Annotated in this window: 20 protein-coding genes; 10 read left to right on the plus strand and 10 right to left on the minus strand. The window is 40.2% G+C overall.

What is annotated here, in order from left to right:
- The first annotated feature begins 46 nt into the window (after positions 1 to 46).
- The 3 genes from PDL71_RS11915 to PDL71_RS11925 all read left to right on the plus strand — a co-directional run bounded on the left by PDL71_RS11915 (position 47) and on the right by PDL71_RS11925 (position 3,716).
- On the plus strand, positions 47 to 2,560 hold the full coding sequence (locus PDL71_RS11915; RefSeq protein WP_407521274.1) for a DNA gyrase/topoisomerase IV subunit A: 2,514 nt from the start codon (positions 47 to 49) through the stop codon (positions 2,558 to 2,560).
- Between the two features lie 12 nt (positions 2,561 to 2,572).
- Positions 2,573 to 2,950, plus strand: a complete 378-nt coding sequence (locus tag PDL71_RS11920; protein ID WP_407521276.1) for a hypothetical protein — start codon at positions 2,573 to 2,575, stop codon at positions 2,948 to 2,950.
- 97 nt (positions 2,951 to 3,047) lie between these two features.
- Positions 3,048 to 3,716: a porin family protein gene (locus PDL71_RS11925; protein WP_407521278.1), complete on the plus strand. Its 669-nt coding sequence runs from the start codon at positions 3,048 to 3,050 to the stop codon at positions 3,714 to 3,716.
- A gap of 81 nt (positions 3,717 to 3,797) precedes the next feature.
- Here PDL71_RS11925 and smpB read toward each other — a convergent pair whose 3' ends face one another.
- The 9 genes from smpB to PDL71_RS11970 all read right to left on the minus strand — a co-directional run bounded on the left by smpB (position 3,798) and on the right by PDL71_RS11970 (position 12,061).
- A complete protein-coding gene (smpB, locus tag PDL71_RS11930) occupies positions 3,798 to 4,232 on the minus strand; it encodes an SsrA-binding protein SmpB (RefSeq protein WP_407521280.1) in 435 nt (144 codons plus the stop codon).
- Positions 4,233 to 4,415: 183 nt separating this feature from the next.
- Complete coding sequence (accD, locus tag PDL71_RS11935) at positions 4,416 to 5,330, minus strand: acetyl-CoA carboxylase, carboxyltransferase subunit beta (RefSeq protein ID WP_407521282.1); 915 nt, start codon at positions 5,328 to 5,330, stop codon at positions 4,416 to 4,418.
- A gap of 29 nt (positions 5,331 to 5,359) precedes the next feature.
- On the minus strand, positions 5,360 to 6,427 hold the full coding sequence (fbaA, locus tag PDL71_RS11940; protein ID WP_407521283.1) for a class II fructose-bisphosphate aldolase: 1,068 nt from the start codon (positions 6,425 to 6,427) through the stop codon (positions 5,360 to 5,362).
- A gap of 106 nt (positions 6,428 to 6,533) precedes the next feature.
- A complete protein-coding gene (locus PDL71_RS11945; RefSeq protein WP_407521284.1) occupies positions 6,534 to 8,060 on the minus strand; it encodes a hypothetical protein in 1,527 nt (508 codons plus the stop codon).
- Positions 8,038 to 8,850: an ABC transporter substrate-binding protein gene (locus tag PDL71_RS11950; RefSeq protein ID WP_407521286.1), complete on the minus strand. Its 813-nt coding sequence runs from the start codon at positions 8,848 to 8,850 to the stop codon at positions 8,038 to 8,040. The genes PDL71_RS11945 and PDL71_RS11950 overlap by 23 nt, the downstream gene beginning before the upstream one ends.
- Before the next feature lie 688 nt (positions 8,851 to 9,538).
- Positions 9,539 to 9,826 carry a hypothetical protein gene (locus PDL71_RS11955; protein ID WP_407521288.1) on the minus strand — a complete coding sequence of 96 codons (288 nt, stop codon included), beginning with the start codon at positions 9,824 to 9,826 and terminating at the stop codon, positions 9,539 to 9,541.
- Positions 9,827 to 9,871: 45 nt separating this feature from the next.
- Positions 9,872 to 10,897, minus strand: coding sequence for a PLP-dependent cysteine synthase family protein (locus PDL71_RS11960; RefSeq protein ID WP_407521290.1), 1,026 nt, complete (start codon positions 10,895 to 10,897; stop codon positions 9,872 to 9,874).
- 46 nt (positions 10,898 to 10,943) lie between these two features.
- On the minus strand, positions 10,944 to 11,459 hold the full coding sequence (locus PDL71_RS11965) for an anti-sigma factor family protein (protein ID WP_407521292.1): 516 nt from the start codon (positions 11,457 to 11,459) through the stop codon (positions 10,944 to 10,946).
- 17 nt (positions 11,460 to 11,476) lie between these two features.
- Positions 11,477 to 12,061 (minus strand): RNA polymerase sigma factor, encoded by a 585-nt coding sequence (locus PDL71_RS11970; protein WP_407521294.1) that lies wholly within the window; start codon positions 12,059 to 12,061, stop codon positions 11,477 to 11,479.
- Positions 12,062 to 12,214: 153 nt separating this feature from the next.
- On the opposite strand from PDL71_RS11970, the gene PDL71_RS11975 reads away from it, so the two are divergent.
- Positions 12,215 to 12,565 carry a DUF6249 domain-containing protein gene (locus PDL71_RS11975; RefSeq protein WP_407521296.1) on the plus strand — a complete coding sequence of 117 codons (351 nt, stop codon included), beginning with the start codon at positions 12,215 to 12,217 and terminating at the stop codon, positions 12,563 to 12,565.
- A gap of 69 nt (positions 12,566 to 12,634) precedes the next feature.
- Here PDL71_RS11975 and PDL71_RS11980 read toward each other — a convergent pair whose 3' ends face one another.
- A complete protein-coding gene (locus PDL71_RS11980) occupies positions 12,635 to 14,230 on the minus strand; it encodes a S41 family peptidase (RefSeq protein WP_407521297.1) in 1,596 nt (531 codons plus the stop codon).
- Between the two features lie 111 nt (positions 14,231 to 14,341).
- Between PDL71_RS11980 and PDL71_RS11985 the strand changes: the two genes are divergently transcribed.
- The 6 genes from PDL71_RS11985 to PDL71_RS12010 all read left to right on the plus strand — a co-directional run bounded on the left by PDL71_RS11985 (position 14,342) and on the right by PDL71_RS12010 (position 21,926).
- On the plus strand, positions 14,342 to 15,187 hold the full coding sequence (locus PDL71_RS11985; protein WP_407521299.1) for an N-acetylglucosamine kinase: 846 nt from the start codon (positions 14,342 to 14,344) through the stop codon (positions 15,185 to 15,187).
- Positions 15,188 to 15,196: 9 nt separating this feature from the next.
- Positions 15,197 to 16,015, plus strand: coding sequence for an N-acetylmuramic acid 6-phosphate etherase (gene murQ / locus PDL71_RS11990; RefSeq protein WP_407521301.1), 819 nt, complete (start codon positions 15,197 to 15,199; stop codon positions 16,013 to 16,015).
- Between the two features lie 95 nt (positions 16,016 to 16,110).
- Positions 16,111 to 17,319, plus strand: a complete 1,209-nt coding sequence (locus PDL71_RS11995; protein ID WP_407521303.1) for a T9SS type A sorting domain-containing protein — start codon at positions 16,111 to 16,113, stop codon at positions 17,317 to 17,319.
- Positions 17,320 to 17,459: 140 nt separating this feature from the next.
- Positions 17,460 to 18,053 carry a hypothetical protein gene (locus PDL71_RS12000; protein WP_407521305.1) on the plus strand — a complete coding sequence of 198 codons (594 nt, stop codon included), beginning with the start codon at positions 17,460 to 17,462 and terminating at the stop codon, positions 18,051 to 18,053.
- Between the two features lie 337 nt (positions 18,054 to 18,390).
- Complete coding sequence (gene thrA, locus PDL71_RS12005; protein ID WP_407521307.1) at positions 18,391 to 20,868, plus strand: bifunctional aspartate kinase/homoserine dehydrogenase I; 2,478 nt, start codon at positions 18,391 to 18,393, stop codon at positions 20,866 to 20,868.
- Between the two features lie 59 nt (positions 20,869 to 20,927).
- A complete protein-coding gene (locus PDL71_RS12010; RefSeq protein WP_407521309.1) occupies positions 20,928 to 21,926 on the plus strand; it encodes a homoserine kinase in 999 nt (332 codons plus the stop codon).

Raw genomic sequence — 21,926 nt, forward strand, 5'->3', positions numbered from 1 at the left:
TCAATAGCAGCACTTGCGCCGACTACATAAAATTGAATTTTAGAAAATGAGTGCAGCAAAAAAGAAAGAAAGTGTTTTTGAACAGGATGGTGGTATCCAGGGCCAGTATAAAACATGGTTCCTTGATTATGCATCGTATGTAATTCTTGAACGTGCCGTGCCGGCCATTGAAGATGGATTGAAGCCGGTGCAACGCCGCATCCTTCATGCCATGAAAGAAATGGATGATGGACGTTACAATAAAGTGGCGAACATCATTGGGCAGGCTATGCAATACCACCCCCATGGTGATGCAAGTATTGGTGATGCATTGGTAAACCTGGGCCAAAAAGATTTATTAATTGATACACAGGGTAACTGGGGCGATGTGCGTACAGGTGATGATGCAGCAGCACCACGTTACATTGAAGCACGTCTCAGCAAGTTTGCATTGGAGGTAGCGTTCAATAATAAAACCACAGACTGGCAATTGAGTTATGACGGTCGTAAGAATGAACCTGTTGTTTTGCCAATGAAATTTCCGTTGCTGCTGGCGCAGGGTGCTGATGGTATTGCTGTTGGTCTGTCTACAAAAATTTTACCGCATAACTTTTGTGAACTCATTGAAGCCTCTATCAAATATTTAAGAGGCAAGCGTTTTGAACTGCTTCCTGATTTTCAGACAGGAGGCATGATTGATACGGAAAATTACAATGATGGTAAGCGTGGCGGCAAAGTACGTGTGCGTGCACACATTGAAGAGCTGGATAAGAAAACATTGTTGATTAAAGATGTTCCCTACGGTGTTACGACTACACAACTCATGGAGAGTATTGTAAAGGCCAACGACCAGGGGAAAATTAAAATCAAAAAAGTAACAGACAACACCGCTGCCAATGTAGAAATACAGGTAGACTTAGCGCCCGGCATTTCACCTGATATCACCATTGACGCCTTATATGCATTTACAGATTGTGAAATTTCCATTTCACCCAACGCCTGTGTGATTGTGGATCAAAAACCGCAGTTCCTGGGTGTGAGTGAATTGCTCAAGTACAGTGCTGATCAAACCAAAGAGCTGCTGAAGAAAGAACTGGAAATCAAGCTGGGTGAATTACAGGAGAAGTGGCATTATACTTCGCTTGAAAAAATATTCTTTGAAGAAAAGATATACAAAGAGCTGGAGAAAAAGCATGAAACATGGGATAAAGTAATAGAAGCGATTGACAAAGCCTTTGTGCCTTTCAAAAAACAATTACGCCGAGATATTACAAGAGAAGACATTTTAAAGCTTACTGAAAAACCTGTACGTCGTATTTATCGTTTGGATATTGATGAACTCAATGAACAAATCAAAGGCTTGGAAGCTGATATCAAACAGGTGAAACATGATTTGGACAATCTGGTTGACTTTGCCGTAGCCTATTATGAAAATCTGTTGAAAAAATACGGCAAGGGCCGTGAGCGTAAAACCGAAATCAAACCCTTTGAAACCATCCAGGTGAAACAAGTGGCGATTGCCAATACCAAACTGTATGTAAACCGTGAAGATGGTTTTATCGGTACCAGCATCAAGAAAGATGAGTACCTGTTTGACTGCAGTGATTATGATGACATCATCGTCTTCACCAAGCGCGGCATCATGAAAGTGGTGAAGGTGGGTGACAAAGTGTATATCGGCAAAGACATTATTCATGCAGCTGTGTTTCAAAAGAATGATGAACGCACTACGTATAATATGATTTATGCGGATGGTAAAGGCGGTGTGAGCTATGCCAAGCGTTTCAACGTAACAGGCGTAACACGAGATAAGGAATATGATTTAACCAAGGGTGATGATAAAAGCCGTGTGCATTATTTCAGCGTAAACCCCAATGGTGAAGCAGAAGTTGTGAAGATTGCATTAAGTCCCAGCTGCAGTGCGAGAATTAAAGAGTTTGATTTTTATTTTGAAGAACTGGATATCAAAGGTCGCAGCAGTATGGGTAATCAGGTAACGAAGTATCCTGTAAAGAGTGTGAAGTTTAAAGAGAAAGGGAAAGCCACACTGAGCGGCAAGAGAATGTGGTTTGATGATAAGTTCGGTCGCTTGAATACTGAAGAGAAGGGAATGTACCTCGGTATGTTTGAAGCAGATGACCGCATTCTGGTGATTTATAAAGATGGGAATTATGAAATCACTGACCAGGAATTAACGCAACGCTTCGATCCTGAAAACGTATTACTCATTGAGCGTTTCAAACCGGAAAGCATTGTTACTGCTGTTTATCTTGATAATGATAAATACCAATACAATGTAAAACGCTTCAAGATTGAAACGACGACGCTTAAAAATAAATTCTTCTTTATTAAGGAAGGCGATGGTAATTATGTAGAAGCGGTTACCACAGATGAAGAACCTGTATTGGCCATGCAAAGTGGCCGTGGCACACAGGTGCGTAAAGCAAAAATTAAATTAGCCAAAGTTGCTGAAGTGATGGGCTGGAAAGCAGTAGGAGCTAAACTCACAGATTTTAATAAGAGCATTGAAATGGAATGGGTGAAGGAAGAGAAGACGAACCAGGGGGAACTCTTTGAATAGAAATTTTGCAATATGAAAAACACTTCAATATTCATTCTTGGGTGGCTTATAACAAAAGCAGTAATATACATTTTTATAAATATTGCTTTTGTTGATTTCACAGCCTTTTTGAAAACCATTTCGTTTTATGAACAGGTTTTCATACTAAACTATTTAATTTTTGCAATTTTAAAATTCTTTTTACGTAATGATTTCCTATTATCATTACGACTTCAAAAATCAGAAATATTTTTTCTTTTTATTACTGGTATAGCGTCTAAAAATTCGATGTTACTTGTCTTACCAATACTTTCTTTAGTTGAGTATTTTCATTTTTATGAACAATTCTGCTTGACACTTCCTTCCGAAAAATGGGATGGAAACGAAGTTGCTGAAGAAACTGAAGATTAAAATTCCTTAACAAAATCTTTTCAACCTTGCTGAAACCGTCAGCAAGGTTTTTACTTCTTGGTTGGTAACAGGAAATAAAGAACCTGTTGCCAATAGTATGAAAGCAAGATTTTTACCAACTGTAATTGTATTTACACTCTTCAGTTCCTTCAGCTTTGCACAAGTGAAACCTGTTATTAAAGCAGGTGTAATCAAATCCACCTGGAAAGGTGATGCACAGCAAACCTTCGGTTCACTCATTGATAAAACAGATGGCTACCTCACCGAAAGAAACAGAACAGGCTTTTATGCAGGTGCTGCAGTTGATATTCCTGTTGCTGATGGTATAAGCATTGAGCCCGGTTTGATTTACACACAAAGAGGTTATGGTGTAAGAGGTAATCTCACCATCAATGCCCTAAAGATTGATGCATTGAATGCACGTGCCACTTCACAAATGCATTATGTAGATATGCCTGTGCTGCTCAAAGTAAAACCTGCCGGTGGGTTTACCGTTTTTGCAGGTCCGCAAGTAAGTTACCTGGTGAATAATAATTTAAGAGCGGATGTTAACGTGTTGGGCTTTTCACTCCTTAATACCAATCTGGATATTACCAATCAGTTCAACCGTTTGGATGTGGGTGTAACTGGCGGTATTGGTTATGAATCAGAAAGTGGCATTGGTGTGAGTGCAGCATTTGAAAGAGGTTTCAACAGGCTGGATAAGAATCAAAATTTCCGTGTATTTAATCAAAGTGTGAAAGTAGGATTGACTTATAAATTCTAAAACCCTATGACCTAAGTTGACATATACCATAAAACTATCCACAATGTGAAAACAAGAATGGCGCCTGCGGCGCCATTCACTTTATTTCAAATACCGTTTCATCTCCCGCTGCACATCTCTGCTCTTAATCGTTTCCCGTTTATCATAAAGCTTTTTACCACGACCTAAACCGATTTCCATTTTAGCAAGGTTCTTTTCAGTAAAGAAAATTTTCAACGGAATAATGGTGTATCCTTTTTCTTTCAGCTTGGCTTCCCACTTTTTCAGTTCACGTTTGTTCAATAATAATTTACGGTCGTGCACCGCCATATGGTTGTTGGTGGTGCCGAATTTATACTCAGCAATATGCAAACCTTTCACCCATAATTCACCTTTATGAAAAAAACAATAGGCATCTGCAAAACTTACTTTGCCTTCACGTATGGATTTTACTTCCGTGCCGGCCAATACCATTCCTGCAACGAGTGTATCGTCGAAAAAATATTCATGAAAGGCGGAACGGTTTTTTAATTCCATATTACAAAGTTGTAAAAACTCTTTACATTATTTCCCACAAAGGCACAAAGTACACAAAGTAAAATCCTGGTGTTCTCCGTTAGCTTTGTGGGATCAAAGTAATTAATTGAAGCAACATAAAAATAAAAAAGCAATCAGCCCTGTGCAAAACAAAAGCTGATTGCAATATCAAGATTCATTCAATTAACTTCTGAACAATACCAATATCTTACTCAGCTTCTCTTTCAGCTCTTTGCGGTTGATGATCAGATCCAGGAAACCATGCTCCAGCAAAAATTCACTTCGTTGAAAACCTTCGGGCAAATCTTTCTTAATGGTTTCTTTAATTACACGGGGCCCTGCAAACCCGATCAATGCTCCCGGTTCACCAATATTCAAATCGCCCAGCATACCAAAGCTGGCAGTTACACCACCAAAGGTAGGATCGGTGAGTAATGTAAGATAGGGGAGTTGTGCATTACTCATCTGTGTGAGTTTACCACTGATTTTTGCCAGCTGCATCAGTGAAAAAGCACTCTCCATCATTCGGGCACCACCGCTTTTGCAAATCATCAGCATCGGGAGTTTGTGCTGCAGACAATAATCAACGCCTCTTGCAATTTTTTCTCCCATCACACTGCCGAGTGAACCTCCGATGAAATCAAAATCCATACAGCACACAACAATTTCTTCGCCATTGACTTTTCCAACTGCTACACGGATGGAATCATGGAGATCACTTTTCTTCCAGATTTCTTCCAATCGTTTACCATAAGGTTTGAGATCAGTAAAACCCAGATAATCTTTGGAGCGGATATTATCAAACAACTCGGTAAACTCATCACCATCAAACAAAATATCATAATACTCTGCACTGCCGATCCGGTGGTGATAATTACATTGCGGACATACAAACTTATTCTCAGCCAGCTCCTGTGTAGTGGACGTGTACTTACACTCAGGACATTTACTCCACAATCCCTCCTGGATCTCTTTCTTATCAGTCGATTTTGTTAAGATTCCTTTCTGAACACGTTTAAACCAGCTTGATTTTAATTCATGTTCAGGCAAGTCTTCACCTGTCAAGTTCTTTTCAATATCTTCTTCTCTTTTTGCCATTCGTTTTTGTTTGAATGAAAAGATGTTATTTATGCATTACGATTCACACAGTTCAAATCTTCAAACGCAACTTCCAGTCGCTTGATAAAACTTTCTTCACCTTTACGTAACCACACACGAGGATCATAATATTTTTTATTCGGACTGTCCGGTCCTTCCGGATTGCCTAACTGGCCCTGCAGGTAGCCTTCGTTCTTTTTATAATTATTCAACACACCTTCCCAGAACGCCCATTGCAGATCCGTATCAATATTCATTTTAATAGCACCATAGCTGATGGCTTCACGAATCTGGTGTTGTGGCGAACCACTTCCGCCATGAAATACAAAGAACACCGGCTTTGGTCCGGTACCTAATGTTTTCTCAATATGTACCTGGCTGTTGTGCAAAATGATGGGTGTTAACTGCACATTTCCTGATTTATAAACACCATGCACATTTCCAAATGCTGCTGCTACTGTAAAGAGTTTGCCCACTTTGCTTAACTCAGAATAAGCATATTCAACATGCGCAGGTTGTGTATAAAGCTTATCATTTTCAATATCACTGTTATCCACGCCGTCTTCTTCACCACCAGTTACACCAAGCTCAATTTCAATACCCATACCTAAGGGCTGCATGCGTTTGAAAAACTCAACAGATGTATGGATATTTTCTTCCAGCGGTTCTTCACTCAGATCCAGCATGTGTGAAGAAAACAAAGGCTGACCTTTTTCTTTATTGAATTCCACACCCGCATCAATCAATCCGCTGATCCAGGGTAACCATTTTTTAGCAGCATGGTCAGTATGCAGTACAACAGGAACACCATAATATTTAGCCACGTTGTGAATATGTAAAGCACCACTGATGGCGCCACGGATATTTCCCTGTAACTGATCATTTGGCATTCCTTTACCGGCAATAAACTGAGCACCTCCGTTAGAAAACTGGATGATAACAGGAGAGTTTACTTTAGCAGCTGTTTCAAGTGTTGCATTGATTGTATTGGTACCAATTGTATTTACTGCAGGCAAAGCAAACTGGTTGTCTTTTGCATCATTGAGTAATGCTTCCAGTTCTGCTCCGTATAATACGCCTGCTCTGTATTTGCCCATGATCGTTTGTTTTTAAGAGTGTACAATTTCAATTTTAAGAGCCGCTAAGATAGTTAAACTGTGAAAATGAGCAATTTTAGCGTTTACCCTGTTAAAAAAACCTGCATCAGGGTATAGAAAAAATCAAAACGCCTGTTTTCACTTCTGCAGCCCGGTATCCTTTCTGTTGGTATAAGTGGATGACGGCTTCTTTTTCCTGCACAGAATCATAATAAAAAAGTAAATAGTTGATGTGATTGTTGCCCATGGCTGTATGAAGTTCTTCAAAGGATACATCCGGTTTTGTTAAATGATAAAAAGAAGTCTTACTGAGATAAGCAATTACCTGCGACTCGGAGGATTTTTTATTCGCCGTAAAATTGCCGGATATCTTATTAGTTGTAAAATAAGCAGCCAGCTCTCTTATTTCTTTCCATTGCTCACTTACGGCATAATCTTTTAAAATATTTACCGGTTGTAACAGAAAACTCAAACTATAAATAAGAAACAGAAAATTGACGAACAATTTCCTGAGTTGAAAAAAAGTTATAACAGATTGTAACATCCACCAACCAACCGGCAATAAGGCTAACTGAAAAATCCAGAGATAGCGCCCGTCAACATAAGTTAATAAATAACCGGCCGGAAAAATCAGAACAAACAAAGCAAGCTTTTGCATCTGCGTTTCCTCTTTTCTGAATAGAAACAGTACAAAACCTGAGATGACCGCAGGCATAAAAGCTGAAAACTCAGCTAAGGTTTTGATATAAACGGTGATATTGTAAAAGAAAACCCGAACCTGTTTGAGAAACAGTTCAGTTGAAGAAAAAAGATGCACTACTGTTCCTTTGAAATACGAAGGATCTTCCCACCAACCCGGGCTGTCGGCAGCAATGGGTTGGTGAAATAATTCACCTTCTACAGATGTACCTTTTAAAAACCAACTCAGGTTTAACCGGGATGCATTACCGATAGTAAACATTCCATACTTTGAACTGATGAGGATAATCCACGGAGTAATAACAAGCAGCAGCGGAAAGATGAAACACAAAAAAGATTTTACTGCAACAATTCTTAACCGATAGTATTGCCACATAAACAATAACAGATGAATAAGCACAATAAACGGTAAGGCATATGTTTTTGCCAGATAAGCAAAACCGGTAAGCAACCCGCAGGCTATCTGCACTTTGTAATTGCTGAAAAAATCAGCTCGTACTACAAGCAATAAATAGCCCAATAAAAAAGGAAGCAGTAATAAATCAGCTGCCAGCTCAAAAAAACTGAATTGCAAAAGCATCACTACGGATGTGAGTAAAAGAAAGGTTGAAACTTCATCCGTAAATTGAAAATGACGGAAGAGCTTTTTCAATTGCCATAACAGCACCAATGAAATAACTGCATTGGAATAAAAGAAAAGCAATTCAACCGGAATCCCTGTTTTTATAAAAGGAGCAATAAGCCATGAATGTAAAGGACTCCAGAAACCATTGATAGCTCTTGTAAAATTCCCCTCCGCTACATGTTGCGCCACAAGACTGTAACCAACTCCATCTACATCAAATACATGTTTGTAAAAGGGCAGGAGCAACGTAAACAGCAGCAGATAAATACCACCTGCCAATAATAAATTATACCTGTACAACAGTTTCATCGTTTAAAAATAAGGTTTCCCTGAGTTTGGCAAAATAGGAAGGAGCATGCAGCATCCGGCTGCCGTACCAGCTGAACATTTCTCCATCCACCAGCGCTGCTTTTTTTATGCCGGTGAGCTGTGCTAATTCCGTTGCATGATGCCGCTTAAAAGGAAATGGCTCGGACGACAGTAGTATGACATCCGGGTTCAACTCCTGTATTTCATCAACCGTAACAACAGGATAACGGGTTTGATGGGCAAGTACATTCTCAAAACCGGCGGCTTCAAGCATGGCATCAATAAATGTATCACCGCCTGCGCTCATGTAAGGATTTTTCCAGATGAGATAAAGTGCCCGTACTTTTTTTGAAACCTTCAGTTGTAAAAAATTGGATTGAATCTGCTGTACAATTACTTCAGCCTGTTGAGATGTCCCGGTAAGCTTTCCTGTTTCAGTGATCATTGTAATAGCTGATGCAAGATCCGTTACATCGCCAAGGTATGTAGGAAAGGAGAGAGCCAGTTCATCAACCTGCTCTTTTACATTTTCTTCCTTATTAGCCAGAATCAACGTGGGCTGTAATTCTTTTACTTTTTGAATGGAAACATTTTTGGTTCCTCCAATTCTTGGTTTGGAACGAAACCATTCCCGGGGATGTACACAAAATTTGGTAATGCCCACCACTTCATTCTCCAGGCCCAGGAGGTGTAGCAACTCGGTTACTGAGGGAACCAGCGATACAATCCGCTGCGGTGCGGAGGTATTAAAAATGAATTTGCCTGTTTGATTTTGAACAATCATGCTCATTTCAAACAGGCAATTTAATTCAATTTAAGCGGTTCCGGGTGTTAGGTAATAAACAGTTAGGTTTTGCAAAATCGAACCGGATTTTTATCTCTTTTCAAATTATTCAGGACACTTGGATTGGATTCGAATAAAAAGAAAAAAGATCTGGATTTCACGGACATGGATATTCAGGTTTTTCGGTTTTTCGTAGGATCCAGATCTTTTTCAGCCTTTTTGGTTCTCTTGGTTCCGTGTTCAGATGAATCTGATGCGGTTGGCTTTTGGTGGTCTTTCAGGATATTTGGCAATTTTCAAGGTCTACAACTTTTCTTAGGACATTTTGGATTTTCAACGATACTGGTTTCTTATAGGTACGGATTTAAAAGTAATTTTAAAATTTGGAAGTTGACCGATATTGGATTTTTCTTTCTGGCATTTCAATGGATTTGGATATTGTTTCTAAGTGTTTTTCTTTCAGTTAGTCGTTGATTGTGTTATCAATCAACTTCCGATACAAAAGTAGCCCCGCTCTATATTGTGGACAAGAGCACAAATTCTCAATTTTAACGTATCAGTATTTACCACCCAAAACGTAATGATGCGAAAAGCAAACTCGTAGTTCTACGTATTCCAAAACGGGTAATCTCCCGTAAAAAAGTAAATGCCCCCGCTATTGCAGGGGCATTCTTACGATAAAATCATCCTGGTTTTACCTCGTTAATGATTGTATAAGATCATATTTGGTTACAATATGAAAATTGCCGGCCTCATCTTTACTCAGTACCGCACCATTTTCTTTTGTAATCATGGTACTCAAACGCTCAACCGGTGTATCAAATGCCACAACAGGAAACGTATGCTCCATTACAGAACTGATCTTTTCATTTTTTAATTCAGGGTTTGAAAAAATCTTACTGAATAAACCACTCTCCGAAATAGATCCAACCATTCCGGAACCATTCATTACTGGTATCTGGTCAATATCATATTTCTTCATCAGTTCTACCGCTTCTGCTACAGTATGTTCAGGTGCTACGGTTATTTATTTATTATGTGCTCTTGATGAAACAATATCTTTAAATGTTTTTACATCCAGGAAACCACGCTCCATCATCCACTGATCATTATATACTTTGCCTACATAACGGCTTCCGTGATCATGCAGAATACACACCACTAAATCATCTTTCTTTAAACTGCCTTTTAACTGCATCAAACCCTGCAAACAACTGCCGGCACTGTATCCGCAAAATAAACCTTCTTCTTTAGCTAAACGACGGGCCATGATGGCTCCGTCTTTATCTGTTACCTGTTCAAATTGATCAATCACACTCATATCATAATTCTTAGGCACAAAATCTTCCCCAAATCCTTCGCTGATGTAAGGATGCACTTCATTCATATCAATTTCCCCGGTACGGAAATACTTTGTAAGGAGTGAACCATATACATCAATCGCCCATATTTTAATGTTGGGATTTTTTTCTTTTAAATACATGGCTGTTCCGGTAATGGTACCACCGGTTCCGGCGGTGCACACAAGGTGTGTGATTTTACCATCCGTTTGTTCCCATATTTCAGGGCCGGTGGTTTCGTAATGCGCCAACCTGTTAGCCAGGTTATCATATTGATTCATATGAAAGGAATTGGGAATTTCCTTTGCCAGCCTTGCGGCAACGCTGTAGTAACTGCGTGGATCTTCAGGCATTACGTTGGTGGGACAAACAATTACTTCTGCACCCACCGCTTTCAGAATATCAACTTTTTCTTTGGATTGCTTATCAGTAGTAACAAAAATGCATTTATAACCTTTTACTACGGCAGCTAATGCTAAACCCATTCCTGTATTACCACTGGTACCTTCAATAATGGTTCCGCCGGGTTTGAGTTTGCCTTCTTTTTCTGCCACTTCAACCATCTTTAAAGCCATGCGGTCTTTAATGGAATTGCCGGGATTGAAATAATCCACCTTGGCAGCAACTGTACAGGGAAGTTCTCTGGTGATTTTGTTTAAACGAATCAATGGCGTATTGCCGATTGTTTCAAGGATGTTGTTTTTTATGTCCATAACCTTTGTTGTGCCGCAAAGTTACGGTTTCAAAACAAGCGTTAGGTTAGGCTGCTGACTTTTTCCGTCTTAAAATACCGTCAAAAACCATCAGCCCAAGTACAATGGAGGTCATCAATACAATGTTTAAAACCCGGTTACTGAAGAGTTTTGAAAAATCAACCTGGGGAATTTTTAAATCCTGTGTAGTAAAAGAAATAATATCGGAAGTTCCAGATGCGGCTCCCCAGTTTACCTGTGAAAGGGAGTAAATCAACAATCCGCCGATAGTAATAATAAAGAAAGCAGCAATAGAGCGGATGATGTATTTGTTGATGTAAGTACGGGTGGCAGCCTTGGGTTCCATACCTGCAATACTATCCATTACATTTTTAGTGAAACGCATAGAAGGCTGCTCTAACTCTGTTTCATTCAGCAGCAACTGATGCAAGTCTAACTGTTCTTTGTACTTGGCTTTCCACTCCTCATCAGTGGCCAGCATTTTTTCAACAAACAGTTTTTCAGAGGCAGTAGCGCTGCCATCAATATAACTCCACAATTGCTCTTCCATTTGCTGTTTCATATAAATGAAATTTAAAATTAAAAGATTTCCTGCACCTCCTGTGCAAAATGTTTTTCCATGGTTTCCTTCAACCGTTGTCTTGCCCGGTGCAGTTTTACTTTGGCATTATTCGGTTCTATGTGCAGGATTTTGGCGATTTCTTCCAGGCTTTGCTCTGCTTTGTAAAACAGGGTAAGCAGTTTTGCATCATCCGGGTGCAGCAATTCCATCGCTCTGTTCAGCAACTGTAACTTTGAACGTTGTTCAATGTAATCAGCTTTTAAACTGCTTTCCTGGGCATCAGCCCTTTCAAACACATATTCCTGGTCCAGCGAATGAACTTCTAACTTTTTCTTACGCAAAAAACTCAAACATAAAGAACTTACTATGGTATATAACCAGGTGCTGAATTTAGCATCGCCTCTGTAATCTCTCAGATTGAGATAGGCTTTTACAAAAGCACTTTGTGCCAGCTCTTCCGCATCTTCCCGGTTTTTAGTGTAACGCAGGGCAATGGTAAAAGCAAAAGCCTGGTATTTTTTTACCAGCAGCTCATACTTTTGCTGATTGCCTTTTAAAACCTGGTCAATCACTTCAAGATCAGATGGAACAGTCTGCATCATTCGGTTTATGAGACTACATATATATGCAGCAGGTTACAAAATGACAAGTTTTTCCCGAAAAAAGATTTTTATCTGAAATTCTGTAACCTGTCAACACCTGCCGTAGTCATAGGTTGCAGAAACCATTTTATACAACCATAAAAAATTAAAATTATGAGCGATGAATTAGCATTAGTAATGGTCTTTATAAGTGCATTTGCGGCCATTTTCGGTTTGTTTTACCTGCGCAACAAAGAAAACATGAGCTTAATTGAAAAAGGATTAAATCCGAGAGAATACACCCAACGTCCTGCACCTTACCGCAGTTTAAAATGGGGTTTGTTGCTCATGGGCGCCGGTCTTGGGTTGTTTTTGGGTTATGTATTAAGTGAGCAGGTTATGCACCTGGATGATGATAACCCTGTTATGTATTTTTCCATGCTGGCAATTTGCGGTGGCTTGGGTTTATTCCTTTCTTACAAAATAGAAAAGAAAGAAACTATAGATAATAAACCGGAAAACTAAGCATACTTCTAAAACCTGTCATCACAAAAAGGCCTTCGCTATAACGAAGGCCTTTTTATATAGATCATTTTATTTCCTGATTTCTTCCAATCCTTTCTGCACCATTGGATCAGAGAGGTTGATCATTTTATAATAACCCTCCCGTCCCCAGAGAAAATGCGCCAGCCTTGCACCTAAATAACGAAGAAGTACATTTTTATGTGCTGCCGAAAATTCAGAAAGGCTCATATCTTTTTTCAAAGCCCGCTCATTATAAACAGCCCATATAGCCGCATCGTTCTGCAGTTCCTGTTGCAACTGCTGAGGTGTAGTAATGGCTTTGAGTTTTGCCTGGTTACGCATGTAATAAACAAATGCTGCTTCCTCAATAATTTCTTTCACCATTTCATGATGTTTGAACATGAGGAATTCTGCTGAGTCAGCGGGCACAAAAACATCCGGACTGATACCGCCGCCGCCATAAACTTTACGGCCACCTTTTGTTTTATAAGTACGGCCGGTATGATTTGCTGAATCGTTGCGGAACATGGCTCCGTTGTTAAAGCGATTCATGATTTCTTCATTGTAATCTTCAGTAGCTCCACGGGAATAGGGCTTTTGAATGCTGCGGCCGATGGGGGTGAAATATCTTGAAATGGTTAACCTTAAGGCACTGCCATCACTCAACTGAAACTGCTCCTGCACCAATCCTTTTCCAAAAGAACGGCGGCCAACAATGGTACCACGGTCCCAATCCTGCAATGCGCCTGTTAACACTTCACTGGCACTGGCGCTTCCTTCATCAATTAAAACCACCACTTTGCCTTCTTCAAACATGCCGGGTCGCCGGGCAGTAAATACCTGCCGGGGAGATGCTTTACCTTCTGTATAAACAATTTCTTTGGCATCAGACAAAAACTCATCCGCCATTTGAATAGCATCATCCAGCATACCACCACCATTATCTCTTAAGTCAAGAATAAGTTTTGCCATCCCTTCTTTTTTCAATCGCTCCAGGTTTTGCATAAACTCCTCATAGGAATCATTGGTAAACTTATTCACTCTTATAAAACCAACTCCGGGTTCTATCATGTATGCAACATCTACAGGACTCAGCGGAATAACTCCCCGCTGTATCACCAATGTTTGCGGTTGACCATTACGGAGCAACTTTACTTTTACTTCACTTCCTTTTTCACCTCTGAACAATTTGCGGATACGATCAGCCCTTGAACGAATACCGGAAACAAGGGAGTCATTGGCAGAAAGAATTTGATCGGCCGGTTTGATACCTGCTTTTTCTGCCGGGCCTTTGGGAAACAATTTCAAAACAGTAACCGTGTCATCAATCATTCCAAACTCAATACCTACACCTTCAAAGCTTCCCTTTAAATCATCGTTTACTGTTTTTAAAAAATCAGCAGGGATATACACAGAGTGGGGATCTAACTGACTGATGACATTCTTAATCGCCATCTGCCCCAGCGAATCTGTATTAACTGTATCAACATATTTGGTACGAACCAGTTCCAGTATCTCCTGCAGGGATGTTTTCTTTTCTTTACCAAAAAAAGAAGGACTGTATTGACCCATATTGGATTTGAGCTTATACCCAAATACCATTCCGAGGAAAACAGCTATTGCAAGGAGAAGGGGTAACCAGATTTGAAGTTTCTTTTGATTCATGCATGGATTTTATAAAAACCGCTGCAATTTCATGAAAATAAACCATATTGTGCAGAGTATTGCCCCGATTTTGATAAATTAGAACTAAAGGACCAAACAACCTGAATCACCATGGCTGCATTTCAACTACTTGCCGATAGCGGCGCCACCAAAGCGGAGTGGTGCCTCGTTCAAGGAAAGAAGCAAAAGATTTTTTTTACCACCGGCATCAGTCCCTATTTAATGAACACGGAGCAAATGGTAAAAATGCTCAACAAGGAACTTAAGCCTGCCATCAAAAAAGAAACGATTTCGGCCATTCATTACTACGGTACCGGCTGCGGCAATCCGGAGAATGTAAAAAGCATCCGCAAAGCGTTGAAGGAAGTTTTTCCAACCGCCAAAAAAGTAGATGTTGATACGGATATTATGGGTGCGGCAAGAGCCGTTTGCGGCAGTTCAAAAGGTATTGCCTGCATCCTGGGCACGGGATCCAATGCCTGTTATTTCAACGGTAAACGGATTGCCAAAAGCAGCCCCGGACTTGGTTATATTCTGGGGGATGAAGGCAGTGGTGCTTTTATGGGCCGCAAAGTGATTCAGCATTTTCTGTACAATACTTTTGAAGGTGATCTTATGACCAAGTTTGAGCAGAAGTTCAAAACTGATCGTTTGGAAATCCTGGATAAAGTATACCGGCAACCTTTGCCTAATAAATACATGGCTTCTTTTGCCCTTTTCCTTTCAGAAAACAGGGGTCATTACATGATTGAAAATATTATTGAGGACAGCTTTAATGACTTCTTCTTCAACCACATTTATAAGTTTAAAGAAAGCTGGCTGTATCCTGTGAATTTTGTGGGAGGAGTTGCATTTGCTTTCAAAGATGTTTTAAAGGAACTTTGCAACTCCTATGGTCTTCAACTGGGGCGTATTATGAAAAACCCCATGGAAGGATTGGTTGAATATCACCGTTAAAAAGAAACTATGAGCGAATTTATAAGAATCACAGAACAGGAGTCAAATTATCATCACCTGGAAGATATGAGTGTGGCCGAATTGCTGCACAACATTAATAAAGAAGACAGTATTGTACCGGCAGCTGTTGCTAAAGCCATCCCGCAGATAGAACCGCTGGTAACCATCATCAGCGATAAAATGCTGATGGGCGGAAGGCTTTTTTACATTGGTGCCGGCACCAGCGGACGTTTAGGTATCGTAGATGCCAGCGAGTGCCCGCCCACTTACGGAGTACCATATGGTTTAGTACTAGGTATTATTGCCGGTGGCGAAAAAGCCATTACCAGCGCTGTTGAATTTGCAGAAGACAGTAAAGAGCAGGGCTGGGCTGATTTGCAGATACACAATGTTTCAGAAAAAGATGTGGTGATTGGTATTGCAGCCAGTGGTACCACACCTTACGTTATTGGAGCGCTGGAAGAATGCCGCAAAAGAAATATTGTTACCGGCAGCATCAGTTGCAACCCCAATTCACCGGTTTCACAGGCAGCAGATTTTCCGATAGAAGTGGTGGTGGGGCCGGAGTTTGTTACCGGCAGCACCCGTATGAAAAGCGGTACTGCACAAAAACTGGTTTTGAATATGATTTCCACTTCTGTTATGATTCAGTTAGGCTGGGTAGAAGATAACCGCATGGTAAATATGCAACTGAGCAATGAAAAACTGGTAGACAGGGGCGTTAAAATGCTGATGCTCCGCAGCGGGCTTTCCAATTATGAACAGGCCAGGGATTTATTGTTGAAACATGGTTCTGTAAAGAAAGCACTCACCAGTTTGCAATCATAGAACGAATATTATTTTTTTTTAGTCCCGCTGTTACGGGACTTTTTTTTTGCTGCAAAATGCAGTAACTTTTGAAGTCAATAAAAACAGGTTACGCCATGAAAAAAAATCTACTCGTTTATGGCCTTTTAATTGGTACAGTATCTGCAAAGGCCCAACAAGCTTTACCGATGTATGCGGTTACTGCAGAGAACCAGAATTTTCAATGGATACATCTCAAACAGGTAGACGCTGCAAAAGGAGCTGCTGTACGTACACTGTTTGATGGTAATAATCAAAACACCCCTGTTTGGAATGCCCTTACAAAACAGGTTATGCCGCAAAGAGCAGAAGGTGAATTTCCTACTACTACGATGGTTGCTGCTCTTGCCTATGCAAGGTCAGCCCAAAAACTGTTTTTTATACCGATGCGTGTTCCGGAACTACTCTGGACAAAACCTCAGAGCAAGGAACTTGTTTTTTACAGTTTCCGTTCAGAACTATTAAGCACCCTAAATTTTAATGATGATGCCAATCACATCACCCGTATGTGCATGGGATCTGATGGGATGGGTTATGCAATTACTAATGATGGTATGCATCTGTTCCGTTTCAGTACCGGGGATGAACCGGAGCTGATTGACCTTGGCTCATTAGCTGATGCACCGGCCAATAAAGAAATTTCCATTCATAGCCGCTGCACCAGCTGGGGTGGTGATATGGTTGCAGGAACGGATGGAAATCTTTACCTCATCACACAACGGAATTATGTGTATCGTATCAATCCTACACAAAGGATGGCTACTTTGCTTGGACTGATAAAAAATCTGCCAGAATCCTTTACTACCAATGGAGCTGCTGTTAATGAAAAGGGCGAATTGCTTATTGCCTGCAGTAACGGAAACCAGTTGTATTACAAAGTGGATATTGATGGTTTAACTGCCAGTCCTGCCTTTACACAAACACCCTCCGGTCTTAATACCTCTGACCTGGCGAGTGCTTACCTGCTGCCCCGTGCGGCAAAAAATAACGGCACTTACCAGCAGCGTTCACCAAAAACAACCAGCGAACTAATAAGCATTTATCCCAACCCGGTAACTGAAAATAAATTTCAAATTCAGTTTGATAATACAGGAACGGGTATTCATACGTTGCAGGTAGTGGAGCTTTCCAGAAAAATCATTCTTAACCGAAAAGTAAACATCAGCGGAACAGGCCAATTAGAAACGATTGAACTGAACCCTGAAATGGCAAGAGGTGTGTACCTCGTAAAAGTGATTAACAGTGAATTAAAAACAGTTTATTCCAATAAGGTGATGGTGCAGTAGGAGAGAGAGTACTGTAAAAGATTAGAAGCGATGACGGAAGTTGTCGCTTTTTTTGCTTTTGGGGTGATTTGATTTTATGAAGAACTGAAGATAACTTAGCGATTGGTTATCTATTATTCAATATTTTACAATCAGCAAAAATGAATTTTGAACTTTTGGGAGAGATAAGTTTATTAATAAAAGAGGACAAGCTGGATGAAGCAATTGTACTTACAGAAAAAAAATTAATTGAATGCCCTCCGACAGCATTTAATAAACTTTTGGGTAAAAACTTATTACATGAAACTGATAGGCTAGTTGAATATTTCTCACACTTTTATAATAAGGTAAAAGATAATCTTCAAATAAATGCCATGTATGCTGAAATGAATGGCTTTACAATAAACTATGATTTATGGTTCCTTCATTTATTTGCATACGATAAAGTTGGCGATACAGACGATACAGATTGGCTAGCTGATTGGGAAGAGGAAAATTCAACAAAAGAAATTTTTCCTATAACTGGTTTTGAAGAATTACAGATGGTTTATAAAGATTATATGGAAAATCAAAAGTATAATGATGATAAAATGGAATCAGCTAGTGATGTTGCTGAGTTTTTAATTGTTCTGCGTTTTCAGGAGTTAATCCGAGCTGTTAAACTCGAAGGAAAAAAAAGAAACTTGTCATATTCAAGTTGCCCGGTATTTGCAACTGCTCATGATTATTATGATATGATTTTACGTTTAGGATGAAGCATGGGCTTTTAGTTGGCGGTGCCTTCTTTAAAAGTTCAATAATGATTTTCAGTACAAATGTGCGACGCCACCCCAAGCTCCATAGCAGTACCAACCTCTGCTACCCAAAAATATTTCTTCTAAAAAACTTTCAACCTAACACTTGTTCTGTGAAAGGGCTTCATTATCTTGTGCCCACATGCAACAGGTAGTACATATCACATCTTCATCGTTGTCCTTTACAGGAACAACTATTATTACAACTACCACAACCCGTTAAGGGTTGCACAATTTCATATTACCCCTCGGGCATTTTGCTGTACTTCATTTCAACACTTATTTATTCAATTTATTTATGTTTCAGGTTTTAAAATTCGGCGGTACTTCTATGGGAAGCGCCAAAGCTATACAACAGGTAGCTGACATTGTTAAAGAAAAAAGTAAACAACAAACCGTATTGCTGGTGGTGAGCGCCATGAGCGGCACCACAGATCAATTACTCAACTGCGGTACCCTGGCCAGCACTGGCAATGAAGAGTATAAAACAATTCTCAAACAAATTGAAACACGCCACCTGGATACAGTAAAGGAATTGATTCCTGTGCAGCAGCAAAGCAGCGTGTTGAGCCTGGTTAAAAAATACTGCAATGAAATTGAAGATATCTGCAATGGTATTTTTCTGTTGGGTGAGTGCAGTGCCCGCACAAAAGATAAATTAGTGAGCTATGGCGAACTGCTCTCCTCACAGATCATCCATGCAGCTTTCAGTCATAATGGTGTGCTTAGTGTTTGGAAAGATTCGAGAGAAGTGATTCAAACCAACAGCAATTTCGGAAATGCCGCCGTAAACTTTTTTGTCACCAATAATTTCATCAATGAATTTGTGCAGCAGCAATCGGCCAATATCATTGTATTTCCCGGCTTTGTTGCAAGTGATGAACATAAAGTAACAACCACACTCGGCCGGGGTGGAAGTGATTACACTGCAGCCATACTTGCGGCTGCTGTTGATGCTGTTTCCGTTGAAATCTGGACGGATGTAAGCGGTATGATGACTGCCGACCCACGCTGGGTACCCAATGCTAAAATCATTCCTTCTATTTCATACCAGGAAGCGATGGAACTTTCACACTTTGGTGCGAAAGTCATTTATCCACCAACGATTCAACCTGTGTTGAATAAAAATATTCCCATTTGGATTAAAAATACTTTTGCGCCTGCTGACAATGGAACAATAATTAAAAAATCTGAGAGTGTGCATTACCCCCCTTTAGGGGATGGGGGCATCATTACCGGTATTTCAAGCATCAGTTCATTGGCGTTATTGAGCTTGGAAGGAAGTGGTATGGTGGGCATCCCGGGTTTCAGCAGCAGATTGTTTGCAGCATTAGCCAATGCACAGGTGAATGTTATTTTGATTACACAAGGATCATCTGAACATTCTATTTGTGTGGGTGTGGATGCAGCCAATGCAGAAAAAGCAAAGAAAGCAGTTGATAAAGCATTTGAATTTGAAATTGCATCTGATAAAGTAGAGCCGCTCAAAATTGAATCAGAGCTTTCCATTGTTGCTTTGGTGGGCGACCAGATGCGTCATCATACAGGTGTGAGCGGTAGAATGTTTGCAGCACTTGGACGTAATGGTGTAAACATACGTGCTATTGCACAAGGCTCAACCGAACGGAATATTTCTGCTGTTGTTGCATCAACAGATGTGCGCAAAGCAGTAAACGTATTGCATGAAGAATTTTTTGAAACAGTTAAAAAACAAATTAATCTGTTTATAGTAGGAACCGGTAATGTGGGCAAACGTTTATTGGCACAATTAAAACAACAACTTTCATTTTTAGAAGAAAACCTGCACTTGCAGGTGAATATTGCAGGATTAAGCAACAGCCGTAAAATGCTGCTGAATGAAAACGGAATTGATATCAACAGTTGGGAAGATGCATTGCAAAATGGCGAAGTCGCCAATCTGAAAAACTTTGTACAGTCCATCATTCAAAAAAACCTACGCAACTCTGTGTTTGTGGATGTAACAGCGAATGGTGCCATTGCCGAAGTGTATGCTTCTTTGCTGGAAAAAAGTATTGCTGTTGTAGCTTGTAACAAAGTTGCCGCATCCAGTGCTTACAGCAATTATAAAAAACTCAAAAAGCTTTCAGCCGAGTTCAATGCGCCGTTTTTATTTGAAACAAATGTAGGTGCCGGGCTACCTGTTATTGGTACACTCAATGATTTAATGCGCAGTGGTGATGTGGTGCGAAGTATGCAGGCTGTATTAAGTGGTACACTCAATTTTGTATTCAATAATTATGATGGCACCCGTTTGTTTGCTGATGTGGTTAAGCAGGCACAGGAGGAAGGTTATACTGAGCCCGACCCACGATTGGATTTAAGCGGCACGGATGTAATGCGTAAAATTTTAATTCTTGCACGTGAAGCAGGTGTGACCATGGAAATGGAAGAAATCAAATGCAATGGCTTTCTACCTGAAAGCTGTATGCAGGGAAGCGTAGATGATTTTTATGAAGCGATGAAAAAAGAAGAAGCACATTTTAAGAAGTTGTATGAAGATGCAAAAGCAGCAGGATGTAAATTAAAATTTGTCGCAAGCTATTCTTACTCCCCTTCAGGGGATGGGGGTGCAGAAGTAGGTTTGCAACATATTCCTCCGCAGTATGATTTGTATCATTTGTACGGAAAGGATAATGTGGTGTTATTTTATACCGACCGTTACAAAGAACAACCAATGGTGATTAAAGGTGCAGGCGCTGGTGCCGAGGTTACAGCAAGTGGTGTGTTTGCGGATATTATGAGAACGGCCCCCTAAATCCCCCGAAGGGGGACTTCTTGCGTGTTATAATTTATAAAGCATGATTAATTTCTGACATGAGCAAATTAAAAAATAATCAACCTGGTAATCAATCGGAGGCTAAGTCCTCCCCCTTCGGGGGAGTTAGAGGGGGCTGTGTTGTAAAGAGTCCGGCCACTGTTGCCAATCTCGTCTGCGGATTTGATATTCTCGGCATGGCTTTGCAGGAACCCTATGATATTATGAAGCTGAAGTTGATTGATGAACCAAAAGTTATCATCATCAATAAAGATGAATACAACCTGCCAACAGAAGCTGAGAAAAACGTAGCAGGTGTGGTGTTGCTTGAAATCATTAAACATTGCAATAATGAATTTGGCTTTGAAGTAGAGATTGAAAAACGAATTAAACCAGGCAGTGGATTAGGTTCCAGTTCAGCCAGTGCAGCAGGAGCAGCAGTAGGAGCCAATCTTTTATTAAACAATCAATACAATAATGATGAACTGGTACAGTTTGCCATGTTTGGTGAAAAACTGGCGAGTGGAGTAAAACATGCTGATAATATTACACCTTGTATTCTGGGTGGTGTTACGTTGATTCGTTCTATTCATCCATTAGATATTGTAAAGTTGAATGCACCTTCTTTGTTTGTTACCGTCGTTCATCCTCAAATAGAAGTGAAGACGAGTGATGCACGACAGATTCTGCGTAAAGAAGTTTTGCTGAAAGATGCCATTAAACAATGGGGCAATATTGCAGGACTTGTTGCTGGTTTCGAAAAAAATGATACAGCGTTGATTGGAAGAAGTCTGGAAGACGTTATCATTGAACCTGTACGCAGCATTTTAATTCCCGGCTTTGATGCCATAAAATCAAAAAGCAAAGAAGCAGGTGCACTCGGCGGCGGCATCAGCGGCAGCGGCCCCAGTATTTTTATGCTGAGTGAAACAGAACAAACTGCAAAAGAAGTAGAACAGATTATGCAGGAAACATTTACTCAATTAGGAATTGAATTTAAAACGTATGTAACAAGAATTGCAGAGCGTGGCGTAGAGGCGACACCTTTTGTATTTTAA

The organism is Lacibacter sp. MH-610, from assembly GCF_045780045.1.
Taxonomy (GTDB): domain Bacteria; phylum Bacteroidota; class Bacteroidia; order Chitinophagales; family Chitinophagaceae; genus Lacibacter.

Coding starts and splice junctions, on each gene's coding strand:
- PDL71_RS11915 (WP_407521274.1), top strand. CDS start 47: ATGAGTGCAGCAAAAAAGAAAGAAAGTGTTTTTGAACAGGATGGTGGT.
- PDL71_RS11945 (WP_407521284.1), bottom strand. CDS start 8,060: ATGAAACTGTTGTACAGGTATAATTTATTATTGGCAGGTGGTATTTAT.
- PDL71_RS11955 (WP_407521288.1), bottom strand. CDS start 9,826: ATGAAGAAATATGATATTGACCAGATACCAGTAATGAATGGTTCCGGA.
- PDL71_RS11960 (WP_407521290.1), bottom strand. CDS start 10,897: ATGGACATAAAAAACAACATCCTTGAAACAATCGGCAATACGCCATTG.
- smpB (WP_407521280.1), bottom strand. CDS start 4,232: ATGGAATTAAAAAACCGTTCCGCCTTTCATGAATATTTTTTCGACGAT.
- thrA (WP_407521307.1), top strand. CDS start 18,391: ATGTTTCAGGTTTTAAAATTCGGCGGTACTTCTATGGGAAGCGCCAAA.
- fbaA (WP_407521283.1), bottom strand. CDS start 6,427: ATGGGCAAATACAGAGCAGGCGTATTATACGGAGCAGAACTGGAAGCA.
- murQ (WP_407521301.1), top strand. CDS start 15,197: ATGAGCGAATTTATAAGAATCACAGAACAGGAGTCAAATTATCATCAC.
- PDL71_RS11975 (WP_407521296.1), top strand. CDS start 12,215: ATGAGCGATGAATTAGCATTAGTAATGGTCTTTATAAGTGCATTTGCG.
- PDL71_RS12000 (WP_407521305.1), top strand. CDS start 17,460: ATGAATTTTGAACTTTTGGGAGAGATAAGTTTATTAATAAAAGAGGAC.
- PDL71_RS11925 (WP_407521278.1), top strand. CDS start 3,048: ATGAAAGCAAGATTTTTACCAACTGTAATTGTATTTACACTCTTCAGT.
- PDL71_RS11970 (WP_407521294.1), bottom strand. CDS start 12,061: ATGATGCAGACTGTTCCATCTGATCTTGAAGTGATTGACCAGGTTTTA.
- PDL71_RS11950 (WP_407521286.1), bottom strand. CDS start 8,850: ATGAGCATGATTGTTCAAAATCAAACAGGCAAATTCATTTTTAATACC.
- PDL71_RS11980 (WP_407521297.1), bottom strand. CDS start 14,230: ATGAATCAAAAGAAACTTCAAATCTGGTTACCCCTTCTCCTTGCAATA.
- PDL71_RS11995 (WP_407521303.1), top strand. CDS start 16,111: ATGAAAAAAAATCTACTCGTTTATGGCCTTTTAATTGGTACAGTATCT.
- PDL71_RS11965 (WP_407521292.1), bottom strand. CDS start 11,459: ATGAAACAGCAAATGGAAGAGCAATTGTGGAGTTATATTGATGGCAGC.
- PDL71_RS11920 (WP_407521276.1), top strand. CDS start 2,573: ATGAAAAACACTTCAATATTCATTCTTGGGTGGCTTATAACAAAAGCA.
- PDL71_RS11985 (WP_407521299.1), top strand. CDS start 14,342: ATGGCTGCATTTCAACTACTTGCCGATAGCGGCGCCACCAAAGCGGAG.
- accD (WP_407521282.1), bottom strand. CDS start 5,330: ATGGCAAAAAGAGAAGAAGATATTGAAAAGAACTTGACAGGTGAAGAC.
- PDL71_RS12010 (WP_407521309.1), top strand. CDS start 20,928: ATGAGCAAATTAAAAAATAATCAACCTGGTAATCAATCGGAGGCTAAG.